17 protein-coding genes are annotated in these 15,199 nt (G+C 66.7%); 4 read left to right on the top strand and 13 right to left on the bottom strand.

The features are described from left to right. Positions 1 to 253: 253 nt before the first annotated feature. From ACFXKA_RS39470 to ACFXKA_RS39415, 12 genes are all read right to left on the bottom strand, one after another. Positions 254 to 856 (bottom strand): TetR/AcrR family transcriptional regulator, encoded by a 603-nt coding sequence (locus ACFXKA_RS39470; protein WP_354848011.1) that lies wholly within the window; start codon positions 854 to 856, stop codon positions 254 to 256. A 104-nt stretch (positions 857 to 960) separates the two neighbouring features. Next, positions 961 to 2,511 carry a class I adenylate-forming enzyme family protein gene (locus ACFXKA_RS39465; RefSeq protein WP_379431347.1) on the bottom strand — a complete coding sequence of 517 codons (1,551 nt, stop codon included), beginning with the start codon at positions 2,509 to 2,511 and terminating at the stop codon, positions 961 to 963. Between the two features lie 59 nt (positions 2,512 to 2,570). Beyond that, on the bottom strand, positions 2,571 to 3,563 hold the full coding sequence (locus ACFXKA_RS39460) for an NAD(P)H-dependent flavin oxidoreductase (RefSeq protein ID WP_379431346.1): 993 nt from the start codon (positions 3,561 to 3,563) through the stop codon (positions 2,571 to 2,573). Further along, positions 3,560 to 4,717: an NAD(P)/FAD-dependent oxidoreductase gene (locus ACFXKA_RS39455; RefSeq protein ID WP_379431345.1), complete on the bottom strand. Its 1,158-nt coding sequence runs from the start codon at positions 4,715 to 4,717 to the stop codon at positions 3,560 to 3,562. Before ACFXKA_RS39455 ends, ACFXKA_RS39460 begins: the two co-directional genes overlap by 4 nt. Next, positions 4,714 to 5,532 (bottom strand): SDR family NAD(P)-dependent oxidoreductase, encoded by an 819-nt coding sequence (locus tag ACFXKA_RS39450; RefSeq protein ID WP_379431344.1) that lies wholly within the window; start codon positions 5,530 to 5,532, stop codon positions 4,714 to 4,716. The genes ACFXKA_RS39455 and ACFXKA_RS39450 overlap by 4 nt, the downstream gene beginning before the upstream one ends. Positions 5,533 to 5,545: 13 nt before the next feature. Continuing rightward, entirely contained in the window at positions 5,546 to 6,085 is a 540-nt protein-coding gene (locus tag ACFXKA_RS39445) for a 3-phenylpropionate/cinnamic acid dioxygenase subunit beta (RefSeq protein ID WP_379431343.1), read from the bottom strand. Next, entirely contained in the window at positions 6,082 to 7,395 is a 1,314-nt protein-coding gene (locus ACFXKA_RS39440; RefSeq protein ID WP_379431342.1) for an aromatic ring-hydroxylating dioxygenase subunit alpha, read from the bottom strand. Before ACFXKA_RS39440 ends, ACFXKA_RS39445 begins: the two co-directional genes overlap by 4 nt. Next, positions 7,392 to 7,733 carry a non-heme iron oxygenase ferredoxin subunit gene (locus ACFXKA_RS39435; RefSeq protein WP_379431341.1) on the bottom strand — a complete coding sequence of 114 codons (342 nt, stop codon included), beginning with the start codon at positions 7,731 to 7,733 and terminating at the stop codon, positions 7,392 to 7,394. The genes ACFXKA_RS39440 and ACFXKA_RS39435 overlap by 4 nt, the downstream gene beginning before the upstream one ends. Continuing rightward, entirely contained in the window at positions 7,730 to 8,578 is an 849-nt protein-coding gene (locus tag ACFXKA_RS39430) for a hypothetical protein (RefSeq protein ID WP_379431340.1), read from the bottom strand. The genes ACFXKA_RS39435 and ACFXKA_RS39430 overlap by 4 nt, the downstream gene beginning before the upstream one ends. Continuing rightward, the gene (locus tag ACFXKA_RS39425) at positions 8,571 to 8,846 is read right to left on the bottom strand and encodes a hypothetical protein (RefSeq protein ID WP_379431339.1); all 276 of its coding nucleotides are present in this window, start codon (positions 8,844 to 8,846) and stop codon (positions 8,571 to 8,573) included. Before ACFXKA_RS39425 ends, ACFXKA_RS39430 begins: the two co-directional genes overlap by 8 nt. A 14-nt stretch (positions 8,847 to 8,860) precedes the next feature. Beyond that, entirely contained in the window at positions 8,861 to 9,700 is an 840-nt protein-coding gene (locus ACFXKA_RS39420; protein WP_379431338.1) for an alpha/beta fold hydrolase, read from the bottom strand. Positions 9,701 to 9,789: 89 nt separating this feature from the next. Beyond that, on the bottom strand, positions 9,790 to 10,557 hold the full coding sequence (locus tag ACFXKA_RS39415; protein WP_379431337.1) for an IclR family transcriptional regulator: 768 nt from the start codon (positions 10,555 to 10,557) through the stop codon (positions 9,790 to 9,792). A gap of 115 nt (positions 10,558 to 10,672) precedes the next feature. On the opposite strand from ACFXKA_RS39415, the gene ACFXKA_RS39410 reads away from it, so the two are divergent. Then, positions 10,673 to 11,464: a 2-keto-4-pentenoate hydratase gene (locus ACFXKA_RS39410; RefSeq protein WP_379431336.1), complete on the top strand. Its 792-nt coding sequence runs from the start codon at positions 10,673 to 10,675 to the stop codon at positions 11,462 to 11,464. A gap of 23 nt (positions 11,465 to 11,487) precedes the next feature. Then, entirely contained in the window at positions 11,488 to 12,237 is a 750-nt protein-coding gene (locus ACFXKA_RS39405) for a hypothetical protein (protein WP_379431349.1), read from the top strand. 492 nt (positions 12,238 to 12,729) lie between these two features. Here the strand turns inward: ACFXKA_RS39405 and ACFXKA_RS39400 are convergent, their stop codons facing one another. Continuing rightward, positions 12,730 to 13,305, bottom strand: coding sequence for a TetR family transcriptional regulator (locus ACFXKA_RS39400; RefSeq protein ID WP_379431335.1), 576 nt, complete (start codon positions 13,303 to 13,305; stop codon positions 12,730 to 12,732). A 78-nt stretch (positions 13,306 to 13,383) separates the two neighbouring features. Between ACFXKA_RS39400 and ACFXKA_RS39395 the strand changes: the two genes are divergently transcribed. Beyond that, complete coding sequence (locus ACFXKA_RS39395) at positions 13,384 to 14,346, top strand: TauD/TfdA dioxygenase family protein (protein WP_379431334.1); 963 nt, start codon at positions 13,384 to 13,386, stop codon at positions 14,344 to 14,346. Beyond that, on the top strand, positions 14,343 to 15,020 hold the full coding sequence (locus ACFXKA_RS39390; RefSeq protein WP_379431333.1) for a DUF3159 domain-containing protein: 678 nt from the start codon (positions 14,343 to 14,345) through the stop codon (positions 15,018 to 15,020). Before ACFXKA_RS39395 ends, ACFXKA_RS39390 begins: the two co-directional genes overlap by 4 nt. The last annotated feature ends 179 nt before the right edge of the window (positions 15,021 to 15,199 follow it).

Raw genomic sequence — 15,199 nt, 5'->3', positions numbered from 1 at the left:
CGGCCGGTTGACCCCGATCGAATTCGAAACCATCATGTCCCCAGCAGCCCGACAGGCTGCTTAACCACTGTCACCCGATCCTGCAGCAGCCCCGAACTAGCCGGGCACAACCACAACCGACATCGACGGCGGAACGCCGCCACCGAGCGCGCGGACCCGCCGTCGACCATTCGCGTGATCGCCGATATGGTGCGCCGACAGCGGTTGCGGCACAGTCGGATTCGGCGCTATTCCAGATCGCGTCGGGCTGTCGTTATTCCTGAGGGGGCAGCCCGACGAGTCTGCAATACGCGTCGGCGATCGACGCGGGATCGAGCGAGCCGTCATGGTGATACCAGCGATGGCTTTCGCTGACCATATTGAGAATCGCGAAGGTAATCACCGATGACGGTGCGTCCGGGAGCTGCCCCAGCGCCTGCACCTTTTCGACGACGCCCCGGACGGTGGCAACGAATTCGCGCTCATCGCGCTGGACTTGTTCGGCCACCGTCGGCTCCAGCCAGCGCTGCTCGCTTCGGTAGACGGCGAAGGTGAGATGGTTCGTGATCACCGCGGAGGTGAACCGGGTGATGATCGCTCGCAACTGGGTGACCGGATCGCTGCCCGCCGCCAAGCCGTCGTGCAACGCTGTCGTCATATCCCGATCGACCTGTAACGCGATCTCGCGCAACAGGTCTGCCTTCGATCCGACGTAGTGATAGATGGATGGCTGGCTGAGGTCGAGCTTGGCCGCGATTTCCCTGGTGGTTCCCTTGCTGTACCCGCGAGCAGAGAAGACAGCGGCGGCGCCGTCGAGAATGCGCCGCCGTTTGTCCTCCCAGGCCGATTCCCCTTCGACCGGCGTTGACGCAGCCACGCGTGGGCCTCCCACCATAGTTCCTCCGAAGTCGAACAAGTCAGCTTAGCCCGCACAACGATCCGGATAGCGCGCCCCACCGCCGGCCGGGTGCCGGAACACCATCACATGTCTGCTGCCATTTTGCGCAGAGCGACCCGATCTATCTTGTTCGCAGCGGTTTTCGGCAATTGCCCGACCACCCGGATATCTCGCGGCTGTTTGTAGTGTGCCAAATTCGCCGCGCAGTAGTCGGCCAGCTCCACCCGGTCGAGGACCACGTCACTGTCGACCACGATGAACGAGACGGGACGCTCGCCACGCCGTTCGTCGGGTGCACCCACGGTGGCGGCGTCGAGGATTCCCGGGAAATGGCACAGGGTCTCATCGATCTCGCGTGGATAGACGTTGAACCCGCCAACGATGAGCATGTCCTTCTTTCGATCGACGATGAACAAATAGCCGTCCTCGTCGAGATGGCCGATATCGCCGGTATTGAGCCAGCCGTCGGCGAAGGCCCCGTCATTGTGCGCCCGATCGTGGTACCCGATCGTCATGTGCGGTGCCCGAACCTGTATCTCGCCGGCTTCCCGAGCATTCGCGAACCGGCTCGGATCGTCTGGATCGGCCACCCGGATCTCGACTCCGGCGGCGGGCAGCCCGACCGAACCCGATCGTGCGGGCGTGTCCGAGCGATTGCAGGTGATCGGCGCGAGTTCGGTCATGCCGTACGCCTCGCGGATCGCCACGCCGGTTCGGCGCAGCCAGCGATCGTGCAGGGCGTCGGAGAACCGCGATCCGCCGCCCGGACAGACACGCACGGCGGACAGGTTCGCGCGATTGGTGTGCTCGCTCGAGAGCAGACCGGCGTAGATCTCGGCCGGACCGCCGCCGAACACGGTGACTCGGTGATCGCGGAGGGCGGTGGCCACCGCATCGGGCTTGAATCGCTGGCAGATCACCACGGTGGCCTGTCCGTAGACCGGGTTGAGGACACCCATCAGCAAGCCCCAGATATGAAACGAGGGCGCTACATTCAGCCACACCTCGGCGCCGGGTCGGGTCGGCCAGCATGCCTCCATGCCCAGGACGGTGAGCATCAACGTGCGGTGGGTGTGATCGACGCCTTTGGGCACGCCGGTGGTGCCGCCGGTGAACATCATGGTCGCCAGCCGATCCGGCGGGGGCAGCTGATCGTCGCTGATGGTGAGTGTCTCGTCGCCGCACCATGATTCGAGGACCAGCTCGCGGGCACCGACCACGATGAGTTCGATGCCGAGCGTCTCTGCCGCGGCGGAAACCTGATCGGCGGCCTCGGCCGCGGCGAGCACCACCGTCGCCTCGGATCGTTCGAGCAGCAGCCGCAGTTCCCGGCCGGTGAAGCCGGGGTTCATCAGGGCCACCTGCGCACCCGCCAGCCAGGTGGCGAAGATCGCGGCCGACAGCTCGGGGCCGTTCGGCATGATGACCGCGACCGCGCGTCCGGCCACGACCGATCCGGCCAGGCGGTGTGCCAAACCCACCGCCGACCGGCCCAGTTCGGCGTAGGTCAGTGTCCGGTCACCGCAGACGATCGCGGTTCGATCGGGCGCATCGGTCATTGCCCGGCGCAGGCATTCGACCACGCTCGGGGACGGCGCGCGTTCCGGGCGGGCCGTCATCTGCTCGGTAGTCACAGCGGCCACCACAACCTCCAGTAAAGCGAAGACAGATCTGTCGAGTTCTTGCAGCGGGATCAATCGAGAATGCTCGCGACGGGATGCGCGAATCGGGGAACCGTATCCGCTTTGATCTCTGCCAGTGCCGCGTCGTATTCGGCGCTGAGCACGCAGATGACCTCGGCTACCGATTCCGGACCGCGGACCGCGCCGACGCCTTCCCCGGCCGACCACACATCCCGCCACGCCTTGGAATCGGCGATCGCACCGGAGAAGTCGATGCCGGCCATGCCGCCGGACAACGACCGATGCCGGTCGAGACTCGCGGTGAGCCAGTTCGCGGCGACCCCGGTCACGCTGTCGGAGGTGGTGATGTCCGCGATCGTCGCGTCGATCACCATCCGCCGGTGGCCGTGGGCCGCGCGGCTCTCGGTGGTCGCGAGCAGCCGGGTGCCGATAGTGACGATGTCGGCGCCCAGGACGCGCATGGCGAGAATGCCCGCGCCGGAGGACACCGCCCCGCCTGCGATCAACGGTCCGTCCCAGAATTCGCGAATCGCGGCGATCAGCGAAAAGGGGCTGTATTTGCCGGTATGTCCCCCAGCCCCCGAGCAGACGGCAGCCAGACCATCAGCACCTGCGGCAATGGCTCGCCTGGCCTGTTCGGGTGTGCTGATATCGGCGAAAACCAGTCCGCCCCAGCGATGCACGGCGTCGAGGGCACGCCGGGGAGTCCCGAGCGCGGTGATCACCAGTGCCGGTGCGGCCTGGTGCAGCAGGGCCAGTTCGGCATCGAGCCGATCATAGGTGCGGTGCACGATGAGATTGACCCCCCACATGCCCCCACCGGCTCCGGCAGTGATGCCCTCGAGCATGGCGCCCAGATCATCGATGGTGCGCGCGTTGGCGGCGGGAAATGTTCCGATGACTCCGGAACGCGCTGCGGCGGTGACCATCTCGGTGCCCGACACCAGAAACATCGGGGCTGCCATCACCGGGATCCGCAGCGATTCCACGAGGTCGGCGAATTGCCGATTGCCGGATTCCATGTTCCTCTTCCGATTCGTCATTGCACTACGCCAATTTCCGGTCGATCCGCCGCCTGCAGCGCCGCGCGGGCACGACGCACGAGATGCGGCGCGTCGAGGGCCAGCACGGCCGTCGGCCGCCCGCCGCGAGTCCAGGTCACCGCCCGTCCGGAGCGGGTGTCCGTGCGGATCTCGGCCGTGTCCGCCCGGCCGTGACGGCCGATGTAGTGCAGGCTGTGGCCGAGCTGGTGTGACCAGAAGTAGGGCAGCGGATCGTAGGATTCGTCGGCACCAAGGATGTTCCGGGCCGCGATCTGCGCGGAGTCGGCCGCGTGCTGCCAATGTTCGAGATGCATCGCGCATCCGTATCGGGCCGAGGGCCAGGCGATCGCATCGCCGGCCGCGTAGACGCCGGGCAAGCCGGTACGCAAGTGGTCGTCGGCGGTGATGAAACCTGCCGGATCCAGGCCGATAGGTGAACCGTCCAGCCACGTTGTCGCCGGCGTCCCGCCGATCGCCGCGACCACCAGGTCGGCGGCGCGACGGCTGGAATCGCTGAGTAGCACTCCGGTGGGGCTGGTTTCGACGACCTGGAGCCCGGTCGTGAGCCGGATGCCGCAGTCGTCGTACCACCCTCGGATCTCGTCGAGCACCGAATCGGGCACGGCGGCCAGAGCCGGGCCGAAGTCGGGGCCGATGACCGAGACCCGGCAGCCGGCGGCCGCGGCAGCCGTGGCCACCTCGGCCCCGATCAAGCCCGCGCCGACGATCAGCACCCTGCGGCCTGCGGTGAATTCGGTACGCAGCCCAACGGCGTCCTCGAGGCTGCGCAGGACCCGAGCCACTGGCGCGCCGTCCCCGCTCGGCAGTCGGCGCGCCCGCAGGCCGGGGGCGAGCACGGCGGCGTCGAACGGGAATCCTCCTGCTGTGGTGAGGATTTCACGCGGACGGATGCCGACCGCGACGGTTGCGGTGCGCAGTTCGATCTCGAGATCGGCGAGGTGGGGGCTCAGTGTGGGCTGAATCGGCTGTCGCGCCAACAGTTGCTTCGACAGCGGCGGACGATCGTAGGGGTCGCTCGACTCCTGTGTGATCACCGTGAGCCGACCTTGGAAGCCGTACGAGCGCAATGTCACTGCCGCGGTATGCCCGGCCAGACCGCCGCCCACCACGACCACGCTGTCCGGCCGCGTCACGGCTTCGCCTCGCTGGTTGAGCCTGCGGCCCGCCGCCCGCGCACTTCCAACCCGCCGTCGCTGGGAAAGACCGCACCGGTGACGAAGCCGGTGTCGGCCGGACAGGCCAGCGCGACGTAGAGACCGGTGTGGTGTTCGGGCTCACTGACGAATCCGAGCGGGATCGTCCTGGCGATGCTGTCGAGCAGCCGGGTCTCCTCGCGCAGGTGGCGGTCGCCACCCAGACCGGTCACGCCGGTCAATCCCGTTCGGGTGGCCCCGGGCGCGATGCCGTTGACTCGCACGTCGGGCGCGAATTCGTAAGCGAGCTGCCGGACCAGCCCGACCACCGCGTGCTTGGATGCCACATACAGTGCGCCGCCGCCACCGGCGTAGGTTCCGCTCGAGGAACTGGTGAGGATGATCGAGCCTCGGCCGCGACGCAGTGCGGAGCTCGCCGCCCGGACGCCGAGCAGATAGCCGAGCACGTTGGTGGCGAAGAGTTCGTGAAAATTGCCGGGCAGCTGTGTGAGTTCCAGCTCGTCGAGCTTCGCGCCGTAGTCGTACACTCCAACGTTTCCGACGTAGATATCCAGCCGTCCGAACGTGTCGAGCGCGCGTTCGGTGGCCGCGAGGTGCGTGGCGGGATCGCGGACATCGCCGACGACGGCGGCGACCTGTCCGGAGCAGGCGTCCTCGATCGCTTTCGCGAGTTCCTTATCACGTTCCAGCACAACAACTTTCGCGTTCTCGCGCACGTACCGTTCGACCACGGCGCGCCCGATGCCGTCACCGCCGCCGGTGATGAGGGCGACCCGCCCTTCCAGTCGGCCCATCAGAAATGTCCCATCAGAAGAAGGTGTTGATGTTCTTGGCGGGTAGCGTCGCGTGGCTCAGCACGACCTTGCGCGCCGCGATGCGCAGCCGCCCGTCCACCCGTCGCAGACGGTCGAGCCGCCTGCCGTAGAGCACCGCCGAGTCGGTGCTGCCCTGACCGCGGTAGTTCACGAAGACCGAGCGCACGGACAATTCCCCAGGGGTATCGCATAATTCGACTTCGATATTGGAGATGACATGCAGATGCCGGGTCGCCGGATCCTCGGCCCATGCCGTCGGCGCTGTGAAGCGGTCCACCCGGTGCCGCAGATCGGCGATAGTGTCGTCGAAATACGCCATGCGGTGCCGGGCGTAGGTGCCGGAACGGTCGTGGCGGCCGCGATTCTCGATGCCGGGCACCCAGTAGGTCGCGTCCTCGGTGAACAGTGCCAGCCACTCGGGATAGCGTTCCTCGTCGAGCAGTCGCGCCTCACGCGCCGCGAAGGCCATGACCTCGAGATACACGGCCGTGTCCACGGTTTCGGCCGGTTGCGGGTCGGTGATCGGTGTCATCGCGAGCCCTCCCGATCCAGGATTTCGTCCCAGTCGGTCGAGTTCATCATCTTCGACCACTGGCGGTAGAACGCTCGTTGATTGGCGTCGTTGATCTGCCCGCGGTAGACATTGCCGGGCAGTTCGGGGTGATCGATTCGGCTTTCCAGGCCGAGTCCGTAGTGCAGGGGCTGCTGCCGGGTCACGAATCCCCTGTTGCTGTGCGTCGAGCCTTCCCAGTTCTCGCCGTCGTCCATTTCGAAGACCCCGGAGGGCGAGAAGGTCAGCATCGCGCCCTTGCGCCAGGCGTCCTTGACCTCTTGCGGGGCGTTGCGGTTCACCAGCACCCAGGTGCGCAGCTCGGTCTGGTGCGGGCCCAGCGGCTGCCAGGTGCGGAAGGTGTTCTGGCCGGGCAGGAACGAGAAGTTGGGGAAGACGTTGGCCGAGCTGACCGACCCCACCATCTTCGCCCGGGTCGCGCCGAGCCGGGCCTCGAACGCGGCTCGCTGCTCGCGCAGGTACTTCACGATGTTCTTGTCGCCGAGCGTGGCCGCGTTACCGACGCCGTCGAGGTTGAATTCCCAGCAGTGGCCGTTGATATTGACGTGATAGCTCTCGTTGTCCTCGTCGCCAAGGGTCGCGACCGGCCCACCGAGCATTGCCTCAGCTCCGGATGCGTGGGTCCATCCGGCATGCAACGCGTCGCCGGCGAAGTTCTCCGCGGCGGTCTTCCAATTGCAGCCCAGGATCGAGGAGATGCAGCCGCCGGCGAATTCGGTTCCGTCCGGGTCGTTGTCGAGCATGACATCCAGATAGAAGGTGAAATCGCCAAGGAATTCGGTGAGCGGCGGCGCGCTCGGGTCGAAGGTCGCGAACAGCAGGCCCTTGTAGCTGTCGATCTGGGCCACCGGGGTCAATCCGAGCCGGGACCGATCGAAGCCGGGTTCGCGGTCGTAGGAACCGGATTCGTGCATGCCGCGCAGCGACCCGTCCAGGCCGAACGACCAGCCGTGATAGTTGCAGACGAATCCGCGCGCGACGCCGACCTCGGCCGAACACACGCGGTTGCCGCGGTGCGGGCAGCTGTTCAGGAACGCCCCCACCCGACCGTCGCGGTTGCGGACGACGATCACCTCGTCCTCACCGATGCGGGTGGTGAGGTATGAGCCGGCCTGCGGGAGTTGACTTTCGTGGGCGATGAACACCCAGGCGCGAGCGAAGATGCGCTCGAGCTCGAGCTGGTAGATCTCCTGCGACCAGAAGATGTCGCGCGGCAGCCAGCCCTCGCTCAACAACTGCGGATCCACCGCCGCCGATACCGATTTTCTCATTGTTCGTCACTTCCCTTCCTGCGCACGCAGATCCGCCCGTCATCGACCGAGACCACATAGGTCTCCAGGGACTGGGTGGCCGGGAAGCACAGTGCGCGACCGGTGCGGATATCGAATTCGGCCCAGTGCACCGGGCATACGATCGTGTGCCCTTCCAGCTCGCCCTCCGACAGTGAGGCGGTGGCGTGGGTACAGGTGTCCGCGGTCGCGTAGATCTCGCCCTCGACGCGGTAGATCAGCAGCGGCGGCCATCCGTTCGGCGTCACGCGCACCATCTCCCGGCCTTCGAGCAGACCGACCGGCCCGAGGTCGCACACCGCCGACGTTCCGGTGGTCATGAGGGGATCCCTTCCGCGGCCCGGCTCGGGACGAGTTCGGCGAAGCCGAGCCCGGTAATCCATTCCGGCACAGCCTCATAGGCGATGACATTGCCAGTGCACGGGCCGAGTGCGGCCATGGCGGCGACGAAGTTGCGGATCTCGAGGCCGCCGTTGCCGCCGTGCTCGAGTATGTAGTCATCGCTGAGCGAGACGAGCGCCGCGACATCTCCGGCGGTCACGAGATCCAGCACCATGCGATCGAATTGCTCGTTCACCCGGCCCATGTCGCCGGTGCCGACCCAGTGGCTGATGCCACCGCTGCCGATGACGACCACCCGCTCGTCGCCGTCCCAGCTCTCCACGGCCGCCTTCAGGTTCTGCCCGATCTGCTCGGCCCGCCGCAACGGCAGCAAGGGTTCGACGCCACAGGCCAGATAGATCGGAATCACCGGAAGTTCCGCGTCGCCGCCGATGCGGAAGTACGGGATCGCGACCGAATGATCGACGGTCAGCGAATCGGCCACCGCCCAATCGATTCCGGTGCGGTGCCCGTGGCTCACCAGATGCCGCGCCAACGCGTTGTTGTCGGGAAGCTGCCGCCTGCGCATGCCGGGCAGACGCTCCAGCGGCCCGTCTACATCCCCGCTGCCGATCAGCGCCTGCGGCAGGCAGCCGGGTCCGAACAGCAGATAATGGTCGGTGCCGATAATGATCAGCGTGGTGGCGGCGAGATCGGCTACCCGCCTTGCCACTTCGGCGTACGCCTCGGTGATCCGCTCCCGGATCGCTTCCGGCGGCGCCTGCGGATCGGTGAGGATCATCGGGTCGTGCGGCACCAGGAATCCGCCCACCAGCTCAGCCATTCTTGGGGTCCTTCCGAATCGAGAGGCTATGGCCGCCTTGGAGTTCGGCCAGATAGCCGGGCAGGCTGCGATCGCCGAAGGTCATCCACAGCCCCCACAGCAACATGGGGTTCGCACCGCGATCCCGCAGCGCCGGCAGGTCGATGCGGCCGACGGCCGCGCGCTCGTCCGCGTCGAGCCGGTATCGGTCGAGGAATCCGGTCGTATCCGAGACGAAGCCCTCGCGCGCCTGTTTGCCAGCGACGATGTCGTAGAGCGCCTTGTCCAATCCCGATCGGCTCATCACAGCCGGCCCAGGAAATCGCGTACCTCGCAGAGGAATTCGCTGCGGCGCTCCAATTGCACCCAGTGGCCGCACCGCGAGAAGATCTTCAGGTCGGCATTCGGGATATGGTGTGCGGCCCGCCAGGCCAGCTCGACCGGGATGACGCTGTCTTCCCTGCCGTGCAGTACGAGCGCCGGCTGTGTGATGGTGCGAAGCGACTCTTCCGGCACGCCCTTGATAGGTGTGCCCGCCGGACCCGGCTCGGGAATCAGCCGCCGGTAGGCGTCCTGCGCGCCGGGACGGGCACTGGCCTCGTACCGCCGGCGAACCATGTCGTCGGTGACGAGGGCCGGGTCGTAGGCGAATATCTCCAGGATTCGCCGCATTTCGGCCTCGTGCGGTTCGTAATGCCAGCCCGACCGCAGCCCCTCGGTCATCTCGAAGGTGCCCACCGGGGTGCCGAGCAGTACGAGCCCGTCGACCCGTTCCGGATGCTCGAGCGTCGCGGCCAGGGCAAGACCACCGCCGAAACTGTTGCCCAGCAATGTCGCCGAAGGCACCTCGAGCGCGTCGAGCAACTCCATCACCTGCCGCACCCAAAGCTTGATGCCGTAAACGGTGCCCGCGGGCCCGATCGAGCCCCCGAAGCCCGCGATATCGGGTGCGATCACCAGGAAGTCCCGGGCGAGCTCCGAGATCAGACCGGACCAGTTCGCCTCCGCCGAGACCCCAGGGCCGGATCCGTGCAACAGCACGACCGGTCGACCGGATCCCGCGGTCAGGACTTTGGTCGGAATTCCTCCGGCCTCGACGACACGCGTTCGCGTGATCTCGCGATCGGCAACGCTTTGCGGCATGGGCGCAACCCCTTCCGGGCATTCGATTGATCAATTGATTGATCGAACGATAAGACCGGCTGTCGCCAGGAGTCAAGGGGCGGGCAGACTCAGCGAGGGTTCGACACCGGTCGGCGGGCGAGGATGGATTCGACGCCGATCGCGGCGGCGCGCACCGGATCGACATGGTCGGCGGGGCGAAAGCGCGAGGTGGGACCGGTGACCGAGATCGCGGCCAGGGGCCGGCCGTCCGCACCGAGGATGGGGGCGGCGATGCAGGCGACCCCGGCCGAGGATTCCTCGTACTCGAAGGCGACTCCCCCTTCGAGTACGCGGTCCAGTTGAGCGCGCAGCAGGCCCGGTCCGACGATCGTGCGCGCAGTGCGCCGCATCAGACGGCCCGACAGAATGCGGTCGACGGTCGCCGAATCGCAGTGCGCGAGCAGCGCTCGTCCAATTGCCGTGCAGTACAACGGCATTCGCCCACCAACACGGGAAGGTGCGGCCACCTGCCGATGGCCGCCGATCTTGCTGAGATAGACGACATCGTCGCCGTCGAGCACACCGAGGTGGACGGTCTCGCAGGTGCGGGCATACAGGTCCTGCATGAAGGGAACCGCGATCTCCAACAGCGTGCGCTCGACGGATGCGCGAAGGCCCAGTTCGAACAATCCCCGTCCCAGGCTGTAGCCCGCCGGAGAGAGGTTGAGCAAGCGCGCGGCGACCAAGTCCTGGCATATCCGGTGCACGGTGGCCTTTGGCAGCCCGCTGCGCCGGGCCAGCTCCGACAACCCGACCGCATGGTCGTCGACCTCGAACGCGTCCAGGATCAGCACGATCCGTCCCAATACCGAGCGCGGATCCAGGCTGGAAGTCATGGAATGCCTCATTTCCTGCGACCGGTCCACTCACCGGACCGGATTTACTGCGCGGGCCTCGAGGGCCGAGGTGGACTGATCGCCGCCCTCACAGTACGACAGAAGGGAGATTGTCATGTCATGTGTCGACGAGGCGACCGTCGCCCGCGCGGCGCGCCGCCTGGCAGAGGCCACGGCCACCCGCCGACCGTGCCGGCCGTTGCGCGATCTGATCGACGCGGACGACGCGCACGGCGCCTATCGAATCCAAAAGCAGTTCAACGCCCTCCGGGTTGCCACGGGTACAGCCGTGGTCGGGCGCAAGATCGGCGCGACCTCCGAAGCGGTACAGCGGCAACTCGGCGTGGACCAGCCTGATTTCGGAGTCCTGTTCTCCGACATGGCCTTCGGTCATCGCGCCGAGATTCCGATGGCACGACTGTTGCAGCCGCGCGCGGAGGCCGAGATCGCTTTCCTCCTCGGGGCCGATCTCTGCGACGGGCCGCTCGACGATGCGCAATGCCGCCGGGCCGTCGGCGCGGCGGTCGCCGCGCTGGAGATCGTCGACAGTCGAATCGCGGGCTGGGACATCTCGTTTGCCGACACCGTCGCCGACAACGCGTCCAGTGGTGTGTTCGTCCTCGGTGAGCAGCACCGCACCCTCGACGAGCTGGAACCGGCCGAGGTGGCCATGCGCATGGAGATCGACGGCGAAGTGGTGTCGACCGGCACCGGCGCGGCCTGCCTGGGCGACCCGCTGCACGCGTTGTCGTGGCTGGCCCGGACTGCGCGCGACTTCGGCGATCCGTTGCGGGCCGGACAAGTGATCCTCTCAGGCGCGCTGGGGCCGATGCGGCCCGTCCATGCGGGCGCGGTCGTCGATGTGCACATCCACGGGCTCGGCCACGTCTCGGCGTCCTTCTCATGAAAGGTAATCCATTGAGCGACAGCATTGTTCGCACCAAAGTCGCGATAATCGGGTCCGGGAACATCGGCACCGACCTGATGGTCAAGCTGCTGCGGCGCTCCCGGTACCTCGAACCCGCCGCCGTGGTCGGCATCGATCCGCACTCCGACGGACTCAAACGTGCGGCGGCCCTCGATGTTCCGACGACACATGAAGGGGTCGAAGGACTACTGCGCCTGCCCGGCTTCGATGAAATCGACATCGTCTTCGACGCGACGTCGGCGAAGGCGCACGAGCACAACCACGCCCGGCTCGCACCGCTGGGCAAACGCGTGATCGATCTGACTCCAGCCGCGATCGGGCCGTTCGTCGTGCCCGCGGTCAACCTGTGCGATCACCTCGATGCCCCGAACGTGAACATGGCCGCTGTATTTGATGGTCGGGTTGGAGCAATAGGTGCTGGAGACGACCTTCACAGCCGAACTCGTCAACTGCTTGCTGACCGGGGGGCCGCGACCGCGTCGTGTACGCGCCGACCATGTACGGCATTCAGAAGATACTGGCGACCGGAGACGCATTCGAGCCCATCGACTTCCTCCCGTACCCCGTTCTCGGAGGAGGCGCTCGAGAACAACGTCGTCACAGACGAGACGGGCATCTATGCCGTCACGTCCCGCAGAATGCTCGAGCTCGTCTGGACCGGATCCCACCTCTCGAATGCCGAGAACGACGGCGGCTGGGAGGCGACTGGCCCGGCTGCAGGGGTGGAATCCGTTGCTGCGGAATCGAAGTGAGTGATCGGATACTCGGAGTTGGTCAACCATGGATTCTTCGGAACCACTCCGGAAGCGTCCGGCTGGCGCCCCGGGGCTGATTCGGAAGAGCACCCGGCTGACAGGAGCCCTGTCGCTAACAATGCCGTGGCCCCGGTGATGAATTGCCTGCGAGTCGCGCCTTCCGGGGCAGTCCATCGTGGTGACGCTGGGGAATACTTCGGCTGCTGATCCTCATGCGTGGGAGCCCTCTCGGAGATTGTGGACGAGTGATGCTTGCCGTCGGGTGACACTCGATCGATCCGGGTGATCTTCGACATGGAGGGGCTTCGCCATCCGCCCGGAGGGGCAGAGGCGTCTGCCGCTCCCACGCCAGCGAATTCGAAACAGCGCAAATGTCGCGTCATGTGACGCGGAGAAGCCCGGAGATCGACGCCGTGGTCGCGGCGACAGCTGCCGCGGCCAGGAAGGTCAGTCGCCTCAGCACGGCCGAGGGCTGCCGATCAGGGTCGGTCATTCGCGCTCGCCGCGCAGCATCCGGACCGCATCGCTGTCGATGAACGGTTGCAGTTCCGCCTCGGATACGTCGCCCCAGCCGGTGGACGCGCGCAGGAACGATCCGAACAACCGCCAACCGAGTTCGAGCGCGGCGACGTTCGCGACCGCCAGCGCAGCCGATCGCTCATCGGGATGATGCTGTCGTGCCTGGTCGAGCAGCAGCGACATGACAGGGAATTGCTGCTGCAGCGCGCCGACGTCGAAGCCGTCGAGTATGCAGCGCGCCAACACGATCCAGTGACGCTGCCAGCGCGGGTCCGCCGCGGTCAGCGGCTGGTCGGCATCGAGCAACATCAATTCGGACCCCAGGTGGTTCAGCACCGCGGCCACCAGCTTGTCCTTGCCGCCGAAGTGCCGGAAGACCAGACCGTGGTTGACCACCGCGCGCTCGGCGATGTCGCGGATGCTCGTAGCCGCTGGGCCACGCTCGGCGAACAGGTCGGCAGCGCTGGTCAACACCGCCGCAATCACCTCGTCACGTCCGACCGGGCCCGCCTCGATCGCGGACTTGCTTGCCGCTTTTGTAGTCACATGACTACACTAGCGACCCCAGGTGTAGTCGAGCGACTACAGTCCGGGTTCACGCAGTTCACCCAGGAGGAGTCCCTCATGACCGAAACCATCGTGGTTGCCGACAAGGAACCCGCCGCCGCGCTCGACGTCCGCCCGGTGCGGATGCCGGGCTCGCCCTTGATCTCCGGCCCGTTCACCCATCTCGCCGCTGAAGGGGACCGGCTGGCCGGGCTCCGGTGGCAGAATTTCGACGCCGTACAGGTGGGATCCACACTGGGCGCGGAGATTTCGGGGGTCGATCTCACCACCGACCTCCCCGACGAAGTAGTCGCCGAGCTGGCGCAGGCGCTGCGCGACTACAAGGTGCTCTTCTTCCGCGAGCAGCCCATGACCTCCACCCAGCACGTGCAATTCGCGAGGCGCTTCGGCGAGCTCGAGATCCACCCCTTCATCCCATCCAACACAGATCACCCCGAACTGGTCCGCTTCCAGAAGAGTGCCCAGGTCAGCGGATTCGAGAACAGCTGGCACCACGACGTCACCTGGCGTGAGCAGCCATCGGCGGGCGCCATCCTGCACGCCCTCGAAGTTCCCGCCCTCGGCGGCGACACCCTGTTCTCCGATATGCACGCCGCCTACGACTCGCTCGACGAGGAGACCCGCACCCTCGTCGACGGGCGCGATGCCATCCATGACTTCAGCCGGGCGTTCGGACACTCGTTGCCAGAGGACAAGCGCGACGCCATGCGCGCCGTACATCCACAGGTCGCACACCCGATCGTCGCTTCGCACCCCGAAACCGGCAAGCGTCACCTGTACGTCAACCGGATCTTCGTCGAGCAGATCGACGGCATGGACCGCGAGGAAGGGGCCGCACTGCTCGACCGGCTGTGTCGCCAGGCCGACTACCCCGAGCACCAAGTCCGGCTGCGCTGGGAGCCGCACACCGTGGCGTTCTGGGACAACCGCGCGGTCCAGCACTACGCCTCCAGCGACTACTGGCCCGCCATCCGGGTGATGGAACGCGCGTCCATCGCCGGAACCCGCCCGCACCGATGAGCCCCGCCCGCACCGATGAGCCGTCATCGACCGGAAGACCCGATATCGACCAGTCCGGTCGAACGAACTCGGCCGCAACGCAAATCCTTGCGCAATTCAAGCAGCTCAACGGATTCCAACGCAGCCTCGACGCCTTCGCCCCAGCGGTGGCGTTTCTCCTCGGATATCAGCTCGCCGGTGCGGACGCCGGGATCGCCGCCGCGATCATCGCGGCGGCCGGACTGGCCCTCGTACGCCTGGTGCGGGGCGACTCGGTCAAGGTCGTCACCGCGTCGGTGATCGCAGTATTCATCCACTCGCTGATCGTCCAGTTCACCGGTGAGGGCCGAGACTTCTTCCTGACCACCGTAATCCGCTGTATTGCGCTCGCCCTCGTCTTCGGGACCAGTCTGCTCAGCCGCCGGCCCACCAGCTGGTGGATCTGCCTCAAGGCGGGCTTCGAACCGGCCGGAGAGATGACCGCGGAGCGACTGCGGCTGCATCGGCGCATAACCGGCATGTGGTTCGCGAACTGGATCGTGCACGTACTGGTGCTCGTACCGCTCTATCTGGCGAACAACGTCGCCGCTCTGAGCTTGGCGGTGATGGTGCTGGGCAAGCCTGCCGCGGTCGCGCTGGCGGCAGTGTCCTGGTTGCAGATCCAGCGATCGCGATCGCAGCACACGAACGAGTGACAGCCATGACGACGCAAGATATTCCGAACACACGCCCGTGCCGCCACCCCCCGCCGGGGGGGTGGGGGGGCGGGCGCGCGGGGGGCCCGGCCGGGGGTTGGGGTCGCGTGCGGGGGGGGGGGGGGTGGGGCGCAGCGGGATCGCCGGGGGGACATTGCCCGGGGTGACGGGAATTCGGG

Origin of the sequence: Nocardia sp. NPDC059228, assembly GCF_042754245.1 — a bacterium.
In the GTDB taxonomy this organism is placed as follows: Bacteria; Actinomycetota; Actinomycetes; order Mycobacteriales; family Mycobacteriaceae; genus Nocardia.
The sequence above is the reverse complement of the archived record's forward strand: the minus strand, read 5'-3'. Positions and strand labels throughout refer to the sequence as shown.

Excerpts from the sequence above, each read along its gene's own strand:
- ACFXKA_RS39430 (WP_379431340.1), bottom strand. The coding sequence starts at position 8,578 with ATGGCTGAGCTGGTGGGCGGATTCCTGGTGCCGCACGACCCGATGATC.
- ACFXKA_RS39440 (WP_379431342.1), bottom strand. The coding sequence starts at position 7,395 with ATGAGAAAATCGGTATCGGCGGCGGTGGATCCGCAGTTGTTGAGCGAG.
- ACFXKA_RS39435 (WP_379431341.1), bottom strand. The coding sequence starts at position 7,733 with ATGACCACCGGAACGTCGGCGGTGTGCGACCTCGGGCCGGTCGGTCTG.
- ACFXKA_RS39390 (WP_379431333.1), top strand. The coding sequence starts at position 14,343 with ATGAGCCCCGCCCGCACCGATGAGCCGTCATCGACCGGAAGACCCGAT.
- ACFXKA_RS39450 (WP_379431344.1), bottom strand. The coding sequence starts at position 5,532 with ATGGGCCGACTGGAAGGGCGGGTCGCCCTCATCACCGGCGGCGGTGAC.
- ACFXKA_RS39395 (WP_379431334.1), top strand. The coding sequence starts at position 13,384 with ATGACCGAAACCATCGTGGTTGCCGACAAGGAACCCGCCGCCGCGCTC.
- ACFXKA_RS39410 (WP_379431336.1), top strand. The coding sequence starts at position 10,673 with ATGTCATGTGTCGACGAGGCGACCGTCGCCCGCGCGGCGCGCCGCCTG.
- ACFXKA_RS39445 (WP_379431343.1), bottom strand. The coding sequence starts at position 6,085 with ATGACACCGATCACCGACCCGCAACCGGCCGAAACCGTGGACACGGCC.
- ACFXKA_RS39420 (WP_379431338.1), bottom strand. The coding sequence starts at position 9,700 with ATGCCGCAAAGCGTTGCCGATCGCGAGATCACGCGAACGCGTGTCGTC.
- ACFXKA_RS39415 (WP_379431337.1), bottom strand. The coding sequence starts at position 10,557 with ATGACTTCCAGCCTGGATCCGCGCTCGGTATTGGGACGGATCGTGCTG.
- ACFXKA_RS39460 (WP_379431346.1), bottom strand. The coding sequence starts at position 3,563 with ATGACGAATCGGAAGAGGAACATGGAATCCGGCAATCGGCAATTCGCC.